The 15,225-nt window shown below is 60.0% G+C and carries 12 protein-coding genes and 1 tRNA gene; 6 read left to right on the forward strand and 7 right to left on the reverse strand.

The annotated features are described in order from the left end of the window. The first annotated feature begins 271 nt into the window (after nucleotides 1-271). The gene (gene fdxA, locus A0251_RS14240; RefSeq protein ID WP_062817514.1) at nucleotides 272-607 is read left to right on the forward strand and encodes a ferredoxin FdxA; all 336 of its coding nucleotides are present in this window, start codon (nucleotides 272-274) and stop codon (nucleotides 605-607) included. A gap of 647 nt (nucleotides 608-1,254) precedes the next feature. Here fdxA and A0251_RS14245 read toward each other — a convergent pair. The 4 genes from A0251_RS14245 to arsS all read right to left on the reverse strand — a co-directional run bounded on the left by A0251_RS14245 (nucleotide 1,255) and on the right by arsS (nucleotide 4,012). Beyond that, nucleotides 1,255-1,593 carry an Hpt domain-containing protein gene (locus A0251_RS14245; RefSeq protein WP_062817515.1) on the reverse strand — a complete coding sequence of 113 codons (339 nt, stop codon included), beginning with the start codon at nucleotides 1,591-1,593 and terminating at the stop codon, nucleotides 1,255-1,257. 139 nt (nucleotides 1,594-1,732) lie between these two features. Then, nucleotides 1,733-2,377 carry a TIGR04282 family arsenosugar biosynthesis glycosyltransferase gene (locus A0251_RS14250; RefSeq protein ID WP_231874247.1) on the reverse strand — a complete coding sequence of 215 codons (645 nt, stop codon included), beginning with the start codon at nucleotides 2,375-2,377 and terminating at the stop codon, nucleotides 1,733-1,735. Beyond that, the gene (locus A0251_RS14255) at nucleotides 2,367-3,056 is read right to left on the reverse strand and encodes a TIGR04283 family arsenosugar biosynthesis glycosyltransferase (RefSeq protein WP_231874248.1); all 690 of its coding nucleotides are present in this window, start codon (nucleotides 3,054-3,056) and stop codon (nucleotides 2,367-2,369) included. The genes A0251_RS14250 and A0251_RS14255 overlap by 11 nt, the downstream gene beginning before the upstream one ends. After that, nucleotides 3,053-4,012, reverse strand: coding sequence for an arsenosugar biosynthesis radical SAM (seleno)protein ArsS (gene arsS, locus A0251_RS14260; RefSeq protein ID WP_062817518.1), 960 nt, complete (start codon nucleotides 4,010-4,012; stop codon nucleotides 3,053-3,055). The genes A0251_RS14255 and arsS overlap by 4 nt, the downstream gene beginning before the upstream one ends. Nucleotides 4,013-4,561: 549 nt before the next feature. On the opposite strand from arsS, the gene A0251_RS14265 reads away from it, so the two are divergent. Further along, nucleotides 4,562-4,638 (forward strand) — tRNA-Arg (locus tag A0251_RS14265). A 140-nt stretch (nucleotides 4,639-4,778) separates the two neighbouring features. Continuing rightward, nucleotides 4,779-4,955 carry a PLDc N-terminal domain-containing protein gene (locus A0251_RS17265; RefSeq protein ID WP_082810913.1) on the forward strand — a complete coding sequence of 59 codons (177 nt, stop codon included), beginning with the start codon at nucleotides 4,779-4,781 and terminating at the stop codon, nucleotides 4,953-4,955. On the opposite strand, the gene A0251_RS14270 is transcribed toward A0251_RS17265, so the two are convergent. Then, the gene (locus A0251_RS14270; protein WP_062817519.1) at nucleotides 4,912-5,646 is read right to left on the reverse strand and encodes an START domain-containing protein; all 735 of its coding nucleotides are present in this window, start codon (nucleotides 5,644-5,646) and stop codon (nucleotides 4,912-4,914) included. The two genes, A0251_RS17265 and A0251_RS14270, sit on opposite strands and share 44 nt — an antisense overlap. A gap of 191 nt (nucleotides 5,647-5,837) precedes the next feature. Then, entirely contained in the window at nucleotides 5,838-7,283 is a 1,446-nt protein-coding gene (locus A0251_RS14275; protein ID WP_062817520.1) for a phospholipase D-like domain-containing protein, read from the reverse strand. A 411-nt stretch (nucleotides 7,284-7,694) separates the two neighbouring features. On the opposite strand from A0251_RS14275, the gene A0251_RS14280 reads away from it, so the two are divergent. After that, the gene (locus A0251_RS14280; protein WP_062817521.1) at nucleotides 7,695-9,053 is read left to right on the forward strand and encodes a KamA family radical SAM protein; all 1,359 of its coding nucleotides are present in this window, start codon (nucleotides 7,695-7,697) and stop codon (nucleotides 9,051-9,053) included. Between the two features lie 179 nt (nucleotides 9,054-9,232). Here the strand turns inward: A0251_RS14280 and A0251_RS14285 are convergent, their stop codons facing one another. Further along, a complete protein-coding gene (locus A0251_RS14285; RefSeq protein WP_062817522.1) occupies nucleotides 9,233-10,633 on the reverse strand; it encodes a PLP-dependent aminotransferase family protein in 1,401 nt (466 codons plus the stop codon). A 154-nt stretch (nucleotides 10,634-10,787) separates the two neighbouring features. Between A0251_RS14285 and A0251_RS14290 the strand changes: the two genes are divergently transcribed. Continuing rightward, nucleotides 10,788-11,489: a LysE family translocator gene (locus tag A0251_RS14290; RefSeq protein WP_062817523.1), complete on the forward strand. Its 702-nt coding sequence runs from the start codon at nucleotides 10,788-10,790 to the stop codon at nucleotides 11,487-11,489. 257 nt (nucleotides 11,490-11,746) lie between these two features. Further along, complete coding sequence (recC, locus tag A0251_RS14295; protein ID WP_082810914.1) at nucleotides 11,747-15,145, forward strand: exodeoxyribonuclease V subunit gamma; 3,399 nt, start codon at nucleotides 11,747-11,749, stop codon at nucleotides 15,143-15,145. The last annotated feature ends 80 nt before the right edge of the window (nucleotides 15,146-15,225 follow it).

A 15,225-nucleotide genomic window follows, 5' to 3' on the forward strand; every position in this document is an offset into this window, starting at 1 on the left:
TTACCGTGGTTTCGGGTTTGCCTTTCGAAACTCGCTTCTCGCAACTCGACACTCGGGTTATCGCGCCGCTAGCGACGCTCCTGCAAGGGTCTGCAGCCGCCCAGTTGTCCTCCGGTAACACTCTGGGCTATTACCTTATATCAAGGCTTTGTTTGCCTGCCCTTGACCATATCGCTAGACTAGCGCCACCCCAAGCGAGACCGCACCGGATGCTGCTATAATTGGCAGTCTGGCGCTGTACAAAGATCAAGACACCTGGCGAGGACAGGCTATGACGTTCGTAGTAGGTGAGAACTGCATTAACTGCAAGCACACCGATTGTGTAGAAGTATGCCCGGTAGACTGTTTCTACGAAGGCCCCAACTTCCTGGTAATCCATCCGGACGAGTGCATCGACTGTGCACTGTGTGAGCCGGAGTGTCCGGTCAACGCGATTTTCTCTGAGGACGAGCTCCCCGAGGGCGAGCAGGAGTTCCTGGAAATCAATGCGGAACTGGCCGAGAAGTGGCCGAACATTACCGAAATGAAAGACGCCCCGGACGACGCAGAAGAGTGGGACGGTGTGCCCAACAAGCGTGAGAAGCTGGTGCGCGAGTGGGAAGGCTAACGCCTTCCCGCTGAGCCGGTGAGGCCACTCACCGGACTCTGGTGTTTTTCAGACAAAGAAAAAGGGCGGCATCCTGCCGCCCTTTTTTGCGTCGAGTCGTCCTGACCCTTTTGCGCTCACCGCAACTTCCCTGTGTGCTGTCCTTGCTTGTCCCTGTGCCCTTGTCCCTGAACACAAATCCACTATAGCAATGGCTCTCGGCCGTTTGGGTAAAATAAATATTAAAACTCTACTGCCAAAACACCCCGAAAAGCACAAAACCCTTATAAATCATGATTTTAGGCAAAATAAATCGCCTGAAACGGGTTAAATTCGCCCCAAAAAGACTGCTTTTTCCTACAGCTTTGTAAGAGATCTCTTACAAGCGACCAGGGGGCACTCATTGATATCCGGGAAATAACGCTGACCCGCGCAACATGGTGATGCCAAAAGACGCCTACGTTTTTACATTTTCTCACCCGTTTTTACAGCACCCATAGGCACTTACGGTTAGCATTGTTTCCATGAAGTGACGGGCCATTTTTGTCCGGCAGCACTTCAAACAGTATCCCCCCAAGGCGCTAGCAATAGCGCTCACAACCCCCCTCTTCCACCCCCTTATTCGGAAGAGGGTTTTTTTTGTCTGAAAGTCAGGAAAAGCGCTCGGCTCAGACCTTGCGCAGGGCGGTACAGGCTTGTTCAAACGCCGTCTGGAGTCGTGCCAGCAAGTCAGTTGCTTGTCCCAACTCCCCTTCCCGAGCCAGGCTTTCCAGCTGCATGCACAATTCGAATACCTGCACCGCGCCCAGATTCCCGCTACTTCCCTTGAAGCTGTGCGCCTGACGGCGCAGAACCTCCTGATCACCGGCGGCCTGGGCGGCCTGCAAGGCGGCAAGCCGTTGTGTCCCGTCCCGGTGAAAGGAATCCACCAGCATCTGGAAATCCTGGCCCATCACGTCCTGTAGTTCCTTAACGACCTCGTCGTCGAGAATCGCTGAATTTTGCATACTGGCTCCGTCGTCCTTTACGGGAGGCAACCCTAACGATTAATCATTAAATCTTATGTGGACTACCGCGAAAATCCAGAAGAATTTAGTAGAGATGTACACCGACTCTGCCGGCTTCGCGCCACCGCCAATGCCACATTCAATCAACGGCTGGCGGTATCCTGGGCAAAACACCACAGCGCTGGGCACGGATTACGTCATCATGGGTATCCACGTCCCACAGGGTCGGCAGGCGTGCCACCCGCTCTCCCGGAAAACAGGCGACGCTGTCGGCCAGGGCATGCTCGCCGCCAAAACGAACCCCCTGGAAGCGCTGGCGTTGCCACAAATTCTGCCGGGAACTGCCAATTAACACGTAGCCGCCATCCTCGCTGGGACCGAATACCACCGGCGCCGTCTCCAGGGCAGTCAGCGCCTGTTCGAAATACTCCTGGCCCAGTACCGCGCAGTCACTGCCGATCAGTAACACCCGGTCCGCTTGCGACAAGCCCATATTGAGCGCGAGGGCCATCTTCTCGCCCAGGTCGTCACCCTGTTGCTGATGGCAAGACCAGCCATTGCGCTCCGCCAGATTCTGTAGCTCCGTGTCCGGCTGATCCAGCCACAGCTCCACTCGCCCCGGAAAACGGCAGGCGGCGGCAATGGTGCGGGTCAACAGGAAGCGATACAGCTTCAGCGCGCCCTGTTCGCCGAACTGGGGAATCAGGCGGGTCTTTACCCGGCCGGCCTGCAATGCCCGGGCAAAGAGAATCAGCAACGGCTGCGACCGCGGCTCAGGGCTCACCATAATAATCCCGATACAGTTGTTCCGGCGGCGCCCCCCGCCAGTAGCGGTAACGAAGGGACCACATCAGCCAGATGGTCGGCCAGGCTCCCCGGGTATCCCAGCGCCGACTGCTGGTGATCAGCGGAGGGCGCAGGCAATGGGGTCGGCCCGTTTGCTGCTTCAACAAACGGCTCAGGGCGATATCTTCCATCAAGGGTTGGTCCGGGAAGCCACCGGCAGCAGCAAAGAGGTCGCGGCGGACAAAAATACCCTGGTCCCCGGTGGCAATAGCAGTGATCCGGGAACGCAGATTGATCATGGCGCCGATGACCCGGTAGAGGAAACGCCGACCGCTCAGACGCACATCAAAGCGGCCCCATCCGGCAGCTGCCGGCACGCCTGCCAGTGATTGCCGGTGGGCAGGCCCCAGCTGGCTATCCGCATGCACAAACCACAGCCAGTGGCCATTGGCCTGTCGGGCACCGGCATTCATTTGCCGGGCCCGGCCCGGTTCACTGAGGACCACCCGGTCCGCCAGCCCACGGGCAATTTCCACACTGGCATCGGTACTGCCACCGTCTACCACCACCAGCTCATCACCATCCTGCAGGGCATCCCGGAGCATGGTCAGGATAGTGGCCAGGCTGCCGGCTTCGTTGCGTACCGGCACGATCACAGTGACAGTGGCTCCGCTCACCCCAGGGCACCACCGCAACTGCTGCCGGCACCGGCGGTGCAGCCAAAGCAATGGTCCGCCACATAAATGGGTTCCCCTTCCAGGTCATGGTCCAGCAACACGGAAAGATGTTGATGCCCATCATGATGCCCCTGGGGCATATCAAGCATCTGGTTGAAGTCGCAGTCGTACAGGTAACCCTGGTAATCCACACTCACGGTGGCCCGACACATCACTGCCGGCAGGGTGTCGCGGTTGAAACTGTCGCGCAGCAATTGCATGTAATCGTTGAACTGATTGTGGGCCAGCAGTACGGCACCGAAACGGCTGATGGGCATATTGGTGATGGTCAGCAGACTGTTGAAACGCAACCCGAACCGCTCATCCAGTTCCCGCTTGTAATCCGCTTCCAGCACCGCCTGGGGCGGCGGCAAAGAAGGGCCGGTAGGGTTGTAGACCAGATCCAGCAGCAGCCCATCGCTGCCATAGCCCAGGGCATTAAGCCGGCGAATCGCCTCGATGCTGCCCTGATAGACGCCTTTGCCGCGCTGCTTGTTCACATTTTCTTCCAGGTAACAGGGCAGCGACGCCACCACATGCACCTTGTTGTCCGCCAGAAACTGCGGCAGATCTTCGTAACCCGGCTCCAGCAAAATGGTGAGATTGCAGCGATCAATGACCTCCACATCCATGGCTCTGGCCTGTTCCACCAGGTAACGGAAATGAGGGTTCATCTCCGGTGCCCCACCGGTGAGATCCAGCACCTGGATGTGGCGAAGGCGGATCACCTCCAGCACCATGTCCACGGTTTCCCGGTCCATCAATTCCGTGCGAGTGGGGCCCGCGTTCACATGACAATGCACGCAACTGAGATTGCACAGATACCCCAGGTTCACCTGCAAGATGGACGTGGCATGGCGCCTCAACGAGGGAAAGTCTGTGCTGCTGCGCACCAGTAAATCGTGGGTATCCTGCATACATCACCTGTCTCAATTTCTTCAATGCTAGCAATTGGATGCGGCGTTGTCGCAAAGGTTACGTGAACGCAGCAAGCGCCACGCGACATGTCTGACGTCTGACGTCTGACGTCTGACGGAATTTTGACCGCTTTCTCCCTCAGGACTGGCACCACGAGTCAAAGTCCTTACAATCATCACTGCTTCAGCCCCGGTAGCTCAGTTGGGTGAGGTCGGGGGTTTCCAAAGCGTGCTTTGGCCGAACGAACGCGAAGCGGATATCGCCGCTTTGCCGGCGCCCGGAGGGCGAGTAAGCGCCGACAAAATAGCCGCTTGCGGCCCGGAAACTGGCACCGCCACTAAAAGTCCTTACAATCGTCAATGCTTCAACCCCGGTAGCTCAGTTGGGTGAGGTCGGGGATTTCCAAAGCGTGCTTTGGCCGAACGAACGCGAAGCGGATATCGCCGCTTTGCCGGCGCCCGGAGGGCGAGTAAGCGCCGACAAAATAGCCGCTTGCGGCCCGGAAACTGGCACCGCCACTAAAAGTCCTTACAATCGTCACTGCTTCAGCCCCGGTAGCTCAGTTGGATAGAGCAAGCGCCTCCTAAGCGCTAGGTCACAGGTTCGACTCCTGTTCGGGGCGCCATTTCCTTTTCTTTCCTGTTGAATACCGGATATTGCCTGCGTTAAGGGCCATAAGATCCTCTTTTACATATCAGTGATTTACCCGGTGGAACGGCTGCTCTAGATTGAGGGTTCCATTTGGGTACGAGAAGGATCTTGCTGATGAAACTCCTGGGACTGCTACAACTGGCCCTGGCAATTTATGCCATCGTGATGATCATTCAATCCAGCGCGGAAACCCTGCACAAGGTGCTGTGGGTGTTGCTGGTACTGATCTTGCCACTGGTCGGGCTGATTATCTGGGCGCTGATGGGGCCCGGGTCGCCGCTGAAGCGTTAGCGACTTCCTGCTTCTCTTCCGGCTCCTGCCAGCTCTCCGGAGTCTGGTAGTAGCCGTGGGAGATGCCCTGGAAACGCGGCAAATTCACCACCCGACGAAGACGCCGCAGTGAGAAATACGGAATATCCCGCAAAATGATATTGGCCAACCAGGCCGGTATCGCCCCACCCGGATCCAGTATCACTTCAATGGTGACCTTCACCTCCCCCGGCGACAGCGGCTCGAACCGGTAATAGCCCTCCATCTGCGGCATGCGCACATAATCCGACTGCTCGGGGAACACCTCGGGATTAAGGGAAAACGGCATCACCAGGTCGTAGCTATCCGGCTCCTGATAGAAGGTGACTCGCAGGGGCGCATCCCGATCCTTCACCGGCCAGGGCAAGCGCGTGGTCACATAGACATCTCGCTGGTACGGCGATGCCCGGTGCAGGTCGCGAATTTCCGAGACCATGTGCATGAAGGAGGCGACCGCCTCGTAATCATCCATCAGCGCACCAATGGCATTGAAATCCGCCACCGGTACGAGACCCACGCCTCGAAAGGTTTTCAGGCGCGAGCTGTCATCGTCCTGCCGATACACCTGGATACCATCCCGATCGGTGACCAGTACCCATTTTGCCGTGTCCGCCACGGACAGGGCGGATCCGCCCAGCAGGAGCAGGCCGAATAAAAACCGTTTTATTATCATTCTGTTTCCCTGACGCATCCCCACCGCCGCACTTGAGACAGTCCGGCGAGTGATCACTTTATAACCTGCCAGACAGCGCCAGACCTGCCTGACGAAGAAAAATGTGACATAGACAACCCGAAAATGCGACTTGTCGCACAGCCGGTGCGCTGGAAACGCCGCTGACTGGTGCGTCATGGCACAGGTTCAGATCAAAGATAGGGTTCCATGAGATGCGAGAGCGCGTTGCGCAAACGACGCCAGGGCGCCATGTCGCGGAAATGCTCCGACTCCATGCGGGTAGACAGCAGGATATGGCGATCCAGCATCTTGTCCACCCGGGTGGTCAGGGTGGCGCTGTAACACTCCAGATCGAATTCGAAATTCAGGCGCAGGCTGCGCGCATCCCAGTTACCGGACCCGAGCATCAGCCAGTGCTGATCCACCGTCATCATCTTGCTGTGATCAAACGGCGGCGGCGACAGATACAGCTCGGCCCCCTCGCCCACCAACCACCGCAGCGCATGCAGACTCGCCCAGTTCACCATGCGCAGGTTGCTCTTGCTGGGTATCACGATCTGCACCTGCACGCCTTTCAATATCGCCATCTGCAGGGTGGCCATAAGGGTCAGGTCCGGGACGAAATAGGGAGTCACAATGCGGATGCGCCGCTCGGCGCTGCCAATGGCCGCCAGCAAGGTAAGCCGGCGCTTATCAAAATCCGCATCCGGACCGGCGCTGATACCCCTCGCCTGCACATCGCCGACCAGGGCCGGACCGCGATAGCTGGTTTCCAGCACTTCCCCGCAGGTGAATACCCAGTCGGCAGCGAAACTGCGCAACAGCTGACCCACCACCGGCCCTTCGACCCGGGCATGCAGATCGGTGGTGCGAGCGGGTTTGTGCAGGTAGCCGGCGCGAATATTCATGCCCCCGGTAAAGCCCAGAGCGCGATCCACAATCATGATCTTGCGGTGGTTTCGCAGATTGATATACGGCATGCGCCAGGGCGCCAGGGAGTACAGAAACCGCTGCACCGGCACCCCGCGCCGGCGCAGGCGCCAGACCACCGATGGCAGGGAGTAGTGGGCTCCCACACCATCGATCAGCACCCGCACCTTTACCCCACGCTGGACGGCGGCCGCCAGGGCATCCACCAGGGGTTTGCCGGCCGCATCATTGCCGAAAATATAGGTGGCCAGATAGATGCTCTCGGTGGCGTTTTCAATGGCATCCAGCATGGCCTGATAGGTTTGCGGGGCATCCAGCAACGCCAATTCGTTGCCATCGGTCAGCGGCAGGTGCGTCAGGCGCCCTACCAGACGGCTGAGGACCTGCAGGTGTGGCACGGTGGGCACCGCCTCTGCGGCCACCCGCCAGCCGTCATCGCTGTCGATCAACCCGCCAGTCAGTTGTCGGGCGCGACGCTGAATACGATTGACCCCCAGCATGAAATACAGCACCGCACCCAGCACTGGCACCAGCCACACCAGGCCGGTCCAGGCGGCGGCGGCACGGGCATCGCGCTTGTTCTGGGCCACATGGGCGGTGACATAAATCGCCAGGAAAAGGCTGATGGCCGCAGCCAGATAGGGCCAGAACGGCTCCAGCACCGCCAGCCCCTGATCCCAACGGCTTTTCCAGAATGTCAGATCCAAAGGTTTTCAGCTCCGTATCCACCCGTAGCCTGCCGGGACCGCATGCCCCCAGGCTGGCAATATTGCGTCAACATAGCATATCCCCCCGGGCCCCGTTTCCGGGAAAAAACCCAGTCAGATCAGCGGTTTTGCGCTTTGCGGGCCAAGTCACTAAAATACGCCCTCTTTTGGAACGCCGGGTGGCCTCGCTGGCCCCACGCCTGCCCCGAAAATCGCTGGGTAGCGTCATGTTCCAGGTCCTCCGCGTCACCTCGTGGACGCACGTAACAGCGGGCACATGCCCAATTTCAGCGCCAGCCACCGCTGGCCATCAGCAGCAGTAGCACAAAGACAAGTCCTGCTGGTTTAGCAACCAGTGTACCGGTGTTGACGCCAGTGTCGTCATGCCGGCGCATGATGAGGAGCGATACCATGCCCGAAACCAATGCCGTCATTCCGCTGCATCAGAGCACGGAAACGCAGTTTGAAGAGCCGCGCCGTTTCAAGGTATTCACCGCGCGCCAGCTCGACAAGATCGAGCCACTCAAACGCCTTGACGACGAGACCCGCTTTGCCATGGAAGTCGTTGCCAATGTGCTGCCTTTCCGGGTCAACGAGTACGTCATCGACGAACTGATCGACTGGGACAAGGTGCCCAATGATCCCATCTACCAGCTTACCTTCCCGCAGAAAGGCATGCTGGCCCCGGAGCATTTCGACAAGGTGGCCGAGGCCATGCGCGGCGGTGACAAGGCGGAAATCAAGGCCGCCATCGCCGAAGTCCGTGACGCCCTGAACCCGCACCCCGCCGGGCAGATGGAACACAACATGCCGGAAGTGGACGGCGAAAAAATCGACGGCGTCCAGCACAAGTACAACGAGACCGTGCTGTTCTTCCCCAGCCAGGGGCAGGTGTGTCACAGCTACTGCACCTTCTGCTTCCGCTGGGCCCAATTTATTGGTGACAACGATCTGAAAATCGCCACCAAGGAAGCCGGCCAGCTGAAGAAGTACATCCAGGCGCACCCGGAAATCACCGATGTGCTGATCACCGGTGGCGATCCGCTGGTCATGAAGACCAAGAACCTGCGCGCCCATATCGAGCCGCTGCTGGAACTGGAACAGATCCGCACCATCCGCATCGGCTCCAAGGCGCTGACCTTCTGGCCGCAACGTGTGGTATCCGACGACGACGCTCAGGATCTTCTGGATCTGTTCCGGGAAGTGCAGGCCAGCGGCAAACACCTGGCGCTGATGGCTCACTACAACCACTGGCAGGAACTGGAAACCGACATCGCCCGGGAAGCGGTACGCCGGGTCCGCGCCACCGGCGCCGTGATCCGCGCCCAGGGCCCGCTGCTGGCACACATCAACGACAATGCCGATGACTGGGCCCGCCTGTGGCAGACCCAGGTCGAGCTGGGCATCATCCCCTACTACATGTTTGTGGAACGGGACACCGGTGCCCGTCGTTACTTTGAAGTCCCGCTGGCCAAGGCCTGGCAGATCTACCGTGATGCCATGAAGCAGGTCTCCGGTATCGCCCGTACCGCCCGTGGCCCGAGCATGTCCAGCCACCCGGGCAAGGTGGAAATCCAGGGCGTTACCGAAATCAACGGCGAGAAAGTGTTCGCCCTGCGCTTCATCCAGGGGCGTAACCACGACTGGGTTCAGCGTCCCTTCTTCGCCAAGTACAACGAGGATGCCACCTGGCTGAATCATCTGGAACCGGCCTTCGGCGAAGAGAAATTCTTCTTCGAAGACGAGCTGGCAGAGATGGAAAGCGAGTAAATTCAGTGAATAATTAAAAATTAATAATGAATAGCGGCGCGTGACAGCGCCGTTGATGTTGACACGCAAGAGGCCGCGTCCAAGGTTTGGGCGCGGCCTCTTGCGTTTGGAGCTAACCATCCACGAGGCCGTTGGAACCTTGCTCGCAAGGCGAAGAGGGGCATCTTTTCAACAGCCTGTCAAAGCAAGCGCGACAAGGTCACCAGCGCCTGTTCCACCCGGTTGTCCCACTTCACGGCGCAGTTCAGCCGCAGACAATTGGCGAATTTTCCGGAGGCGGAAAACAGCGAACCGGGCGCAAAACTCACCCCGGCTTCCAGTGCCTTTTCCATCAGCTCGGTAGTATCCACCTCCCCCGGCAATTCCACCCACAACACGAACCCTCCCGCAGGCCGGCTCACCCGGGTCTGTTGCGGAAACAGTTGCGTCACCCGCTCGGTCATTCGCACCACACCCCGGGCGTGCTCAGCGCACAGCTGGCGCAGGAACCGGTCGTAATGGCCCCGCTCCAGATAGCGTGCCAGCACCAGCTGTGAGGGTGTGGCCACCGATACCGTATTGATGAATTGCAGATGCTGGGCCTTTTCCCGATGACGCTCCGGCGTCACCAGCCACCCTACCCGCAGGCCTGCAGACAGGGTTTTTGACGAAGACGAACAGTAATACACCAAACCATTCTTGTCCCAGCTCTTCACCGGCCGGGGCCGGGGGCCGCTCAGCGGCAGATCCCCGTAGATATCATCTTCCACCAGCGGCACCTTGTGCTTCGACAACAGCGCCAACAGGGCCTGTTTGCGTGCGTCGGAAAGCCTGACCCCAAGCGGGTTGGAAAAATTCGACACCACCACACAGGCCGATACCTTCCAGCGCTCCAACGCCAGGGTCAGGGCTTCCAGGGAAATCCCCTCCACCGGGTCGGTGGGAATTTCCAGTGCCTTCAGGCCCAGCGAATCGATCACCTGCAACAAGCCATAATAGGTGGGCGATTCAATCGCCACGGTGTCGCCGGGTTGGGTCGTCAGCTTGAGCGCAATGGCCACGGATTCCTGGCAGCTATTGGTAATCAGCACATCCTCCGGGCTGACCTCGCACTGCAGCCCCGCCAGCCGGCGGGCAACCTGGGTGCACAGTTCCGGCGCCCCGGGCGGAAAGGCATAGCCCACACAGCGACGTCGTTCCTCACGCAGCACGCTGTGAAACATCCTTTCCATGGTGGCCACCGGCATATATTCCGGCGCCGGCACCGCCGCGCCCAGGTTCACCACCGACGGGTTATTCACACTCTGCAATATCTGCAGCACCCGCTCCTGGCCGGTAATCCGGCGCGGCCGCCGACTTGCCGTGGTCACCCGGGGGGCCTCGCGCACCACCGGCGGCTGGCGCACGTAGTAACCGGATCGCGGACGGGCTTCCAGCACACCACGCTGCTCCAGCTCCCGGCAGGCATTCACCGCCGTGGACACACTGACCTGTTGCTGCTCCGCCAGCACCCGCACCCCGGGCAGGCGACTGCCCACCGGGTACACCTGATCCCGGATCAGGACCTGCAGACGATCCGCCAGGCTTTGATACAACGTCATGAGCTCCACACCCGATACAGTTTTTCGCATAACAACCAGTACAGATTACTCTTCTTACAATCTGTACCGCTTCAATATTATTTTCTTATATCTGTATTGATATGCGTTGTCCACCTAGTCTGTTGAACCATCTTCAGAAAAGAAGGATCGCGTCATGTCGACGGAACAGTTAGTGGCACTTATCGGCTTTGTTGCCGTGATGACCGGCACCCCCGGCCCCAACAACCTGATGCTTATGGCATCCGGTGCCAACGCAGGTTTCCGCCGTTCCTTGCCGCACATTCTGGGCATTGCCATCGGCTGTCAGGTAATACTGGTGTGCGTGGCGCTGGGACTCGGCCAGCTACTGACCCGCTTCCCGCAGGCCGTTACCGCACTGCGTGTGGGCGGCGCCTTGTACCTGCTGTATCTGGCCTGGCAGCTAGTGCGCACCCGCAACCTGAAAAGTGATAGCTACAACGCCAAACCGCTCACCTTCATGCAGGCCGCCCTGTTCCAGTGGGTCAATCCCAAGGCCTGGATGATGATTCTCACCGGGGTAGCCACCTTTACCCAACCGCAGGACTTCACCTTGAGCGTGGCCATTGTGGCCGGCACCTTCCTGATCGTCGGATTACCGCTGATCAGCAGCTGGAACCTGTTTGGCGCGGTGCTGAAAAACTGGCTGCACCGGGGCCGGCGCCTGCGCGCCTTTAATCAGGCCATGGCGGTGCTGCTGGTAGCGTCGCTCTATCCCACTTTTGGCATCAAGCCCAGCCAGGCCAGTGAAGCCGATACCCCGCCAGCGCAAGAAAGACAGGAAACACCGCAACCGCAAAAGCGTGAACGACTAAACTGGTGGATGAGCGTGCTGTAGTGATTCAGTAGCGAGTGACGAGGAGCGAGTTGCGAAAGTCAAAACCTTCAACCGAAGAATGGTTTTTGTTTTTCGAGACTCGAAACTCGTTACTCGCCCCTGCCACCCCATTATTTCCCCACAACAAAACCTGGCTACCTTCGTGCTTTAGCAACCCCTCCTTTGCCCCACATGTGGCTAGCTGTTGTAGCACGGCAAGCGCTTCTCCCTTAGGCTAGACCCTTTCGCACAAACACAATTTCGCGCAAGGAATGTCCATGCAAAACGGGCTGATGGTGCTGCACGGCAACCGTCTGGAAACCCTCACCGAGCTGGTGGCCGACTGGCTGCAGCGTGAGCCACTGTCACCACTGGAAACGGAAACCTTCCTGGTGCAGTCCAACGGCATGGCCCAGTGGCTGAAACTGCAACTGGCGGATGCCCTGGGAATCAGCGCCGGTTTTCAGTTTCAGATGCCCGCCCGCTTTTTATGGAGTGCCTATCGCACCGTCCTTGGCGAAGACCAGGTACCCCGTACCTCGCCCTTCGATAAATCCCGGCTGCTATGGCGTCTGTACCGGTTATTGCCGACGCTTCTCAATAACGACCATTTCGGCCCATTGCGGCATTTTCTCGCCGACGATGTGGACGGTCGCAAACGCCATCAGCTGGCCGAGCGGCTGGCGGATCTGTTCGATGCCTATCAGGTCTATCGGGCGGACTGGCTGGCGGACTGGGAAAACGGCAACGACCGTCTGCGCAAGGCCCAGGATCGCGACGCTTTTGATGAGTTTCCCAGCAGCCAGCTGTGGCAGGCGCATCTGTGGCGCGCCCTGCTGGCGGACATGGATGACAGCAAACAGGGGCTTAGCCGCAGCGCTATCCATCGGGATTTTATCGCGGCACTCACTCAACAACAGCAACAGGGCACGCCACCGCCGGGCCTGCCCCGCCGCCTGATCATCTTCGGTATCAGTGCCCTGCCCCAGCAAGCCCTGGAAGCGTTGGCGGCGCTGAGTCAGCACTGCCAGATCCTGATGCTGGTACAGAACCCCTGCCAGCATTACTGGGCGGATATTGTCGAAGACAAACAACTGCTGCGCCGCCAACTGGACAACCGCAAACGCCACCTGACCGCCCTGCCGGAAAATCGCGTCAATCCACTGCTGGCCGCCTGGGGCAAACAGGGCCGGGACTTTATCGGCCTGCTCTACGACCACGACGACCCGGACAGTTATCGCAGCGCCTTCCAGAATCAGATCGATCTGTTTGAACACCAGGAACCGCAAACCTTGTTGCAACAGTTGCAGCAGGACATTCTCGATCTGGAACCCTTGCCGGCGCCGGACCAACGCCCCTCTCTGGCGATCGATGGCTCGCTCAGTTTCCGCATTGGCCACAGCCCCCAGCGGGAAGTGGAAATCCTGCAGGATGAATTGCTGGACCGGTTCAGCAACGACCCGAGCCTGCAACCCCGGGACGTTATCGTGATGGTGCCGGACATCGAAGCCTATGCGCCGCACATTGATGCGGTGTTCGGCCGACTGGAACGGGACGATCCCCGCTATCTGCCCTATACCCTCAGTGACCGAAGTGCCGGGGCCGCGTCCCCCCTGGCCCAGGCGGTGGAATCCCTGCTGCACCTGCCCCAATGGCGCTTCACCGCCACCGACATTCTCGACCTGCTGGATGTGCCCGCCGTGCGCGAACGTTTCGGCATCGACGAAGGCGACCTGCCGCAACTGGCCCGCTGGATCGACCAGGCGCGCATTCGCTGGGGCCTGAACAGCCAGCAGCGCAAGACCCTGGACGTACCCGGCTTCGAACAGAACAGCTGGGCCTTCGGCCTGAAACGGATGCTGGCCGGCTACCTGCTCGGCGACGGCCCGGCCTGGATGGGCATCGAGCCCCTGGACGAAGTGGCCGGGCTGGGCGCGGAGCTGGCCGGCCGCCTGTCGCGCCTGCTCGATACCCTGGAACACCACTGGCAACGATCCCGTCAGGACGCCAGCGCCAGGGAGTGGCAACAACGCTTCACCCGGTTACTGGATGACCTGTTCGCCCCGGTGGACGAAACCGACCAGACCCTGGATGCGGGCCTGCGCGACGCCCTCAACGACTGGCTGGCGGCCTGCGCCGAAGCGGATTTTGACAGCGTCCTGCCTCTCACCGTGGCCCGCCGCCCGCTGCTTGATGCCCTCAACGCGGAAAGCCTGTCGCAACGGTTCATGGCCGGGCGCATCAATGTCTGCACCCTGATGCCCATGCGCGCCATTCCCTTCCGCCATGTCTGCCTGCTCGGCATGAAGGACGGCGACTACCCCCGTCAGCAGCAGCCCATGGATTTCGATCTGATGCGGCAATGGGGCAACTACCGCCCCGGCGACCGATCCCGCCGGGATGACGACCGCTACCTGTTTCTGGAAGCCCTGCTCAGCGCCCGGGACAGCCTCTATATCAGCTGGACCGGCCGCAACGTGCGCGACAACAGCGAACGGCCGCCCTCGGTGCTGGTGGCGCAACTGCGCGACCACATTAACCAGCGCTGGCACACCGACCAGGGCGAACCGGTGGATGCCCTCACCGTGGCGCACCCGCTGCAACCGTTCAGTGCCCGCTATTTTTTCCACAGCGACCAGGATGCGGCCAACGATTCACTGCACACTTATGCCAACGAATGGCGCGCCCTCCACGATGGTCAGGCACCTGCTGTCAGCAATGATCAGCCCTTGCCGCCACTGGACAGCGACGAGCCGATTACCTGCGCCGCCCTGGGCCGTTTTCTCAAACAGCCGGTGGCGCATTTTTTCGAGCAGCGCCTGAAGGCCCGCCTGAAACAGCAACGCCAGGTACTGGATGACAGCGAACCCTTTGCCTTCGACGGCCTGCAACGTTTCCAGCTCCAGGACCAGTTGCTCAGCGAGGCCCTGCGTGCCGGTCCGGAGCATGCCGGCGACGCCATGGCCCACACCCTGGATCGCCTGGCCGGCAGTGGCGATCTGCCCCTGGCGCCCTTTGACGAAGGCAGCCGCGACAGCCTGCTGATGCCCCTGTCGCAGCCACTGGAACACTACTTTGCCCTGCTGGCCGAGTGCGGCGCACCGCAACCGCAACAGGAAATCCGTCTTAATGCCGGGCCCCTGCAGATCGAAGACTGGCTCACGGATTTGCGTGGCTCCGCAGCGAATAGCCAGCGCTTGGTCCTGCACACCGGCAAGCTCAAAGAGCGCTTCGACAAACTCACCCGGGACTGGACCCTGCACCTGGCCGCCTGCGCCGCCGGGTTCCCGTTAACCACCCACGTCCAGGGCCAGGATGGCCGCATCACCCTGCCTCACCTGAACCGCAGCGACGCCCAGCACTGCCTGGATCAATTGGGCCATGCCTGGCAGCAGGCCCTGTGCGAACCGCTACCCATCGCCTGCGCCACCGCCTTCGCCTGGCTGAAAGGGGAAGAAAAAGACAACGGCGACAACGAGGCCCGCAAGGTGTTCGAATCCGGTTTTATGCACACCGGTGAACAGGACAAGGAACCGGCCCTTGCCCGCGCCTGGGCCGACTTCGATGACATGCTGGCTGTCCGCCACGGCGACGAGCGCGCTTTCGACTACTGGACCGAGCAACTCTATGCCCCGCTCTACCAGCACGCCCAATGGAGTGAACATGGTGACCATTAAACGCACCCATTCTCCTGTTTCCGTAGGGTGCACTGAGCCTAGGGCGAACTGCACCGTTAAACAGCGACAAGCTACAAGCT

This window comes from Alcanivorax sp. NBRC 102024 (assembly GCF_001602235.1).
GTDB lineage: Bacteria > Pseudomonadota > Gammaproteobacteria > Pseudomonadales > Alcanivoracaceae > Alcanivorax.

Excerpts from the sequence above, each read along its gene's own strand:
- fdxA (WP_062817514.1), top strand. The coding sequence starts at position 272 with ATGACGTTCGTAGTAGGTGAGAACTGCATTAACTGCAAGCACACCGAT.
- A0251_RS14245 (WP_062817515.1), bottom strand. The coding sequence starts at position 1,593 with ATGCAAAATTCAGCGATTCTCGACGACGAGGTCGTTAAGGAACTACAG.
- arsS (WP_062817518.1), bottom strand. The coding sequence starts at position 4,012 with ATGCAGGATACCCACGATTTACTGGTGCGCAGCAGCACAGACTTTCCC.
- A0251_RS17265 (WP_082810913.1), top strand. The coding sequence starts at position 4,779 with ATGAAACTCCTGGGACTGCTACAACTGGCCCTGGCAATTTATGCCATC.
- A0251_RS14270 (WP_062817519.1), bottom strand. The coding sequence starts at position 5,646 with ATGATAATAAAACGGTTTTTATTCGGCCTGCTCCTGCTGGGCGGATCC.
- A0251_RS14280 (WP_062817521.1), top strand. The coding sequence starts at position 7,695 with ATGCCCGAAACCAATGCCGTCATTCCGCTGCATCAGAGCACGGAAACG.
- A0251_RS14285 (WP_062817522.1), bottom strand. The coding sequence starts at position 10,633 with ATGACGTTGTATCAAAGCCTGGCGGATCGTCTGCAGGTCCTGATCCGG.
- A0251_RS14290 (WP_062817523.1), top strand. The coding sequence starts at position 10,788 with ATGTCGACGGAACAGTTAGTGGCACTTATCGGCTTTGTTGCCGTGATG.
- recC (WP_082810914.1), top strand. The coding sequence starts at position 11,747 with ATGCAAAACGGGCTGATGGTGCTGCACGGCAACCGTCTGGAAACCCTC.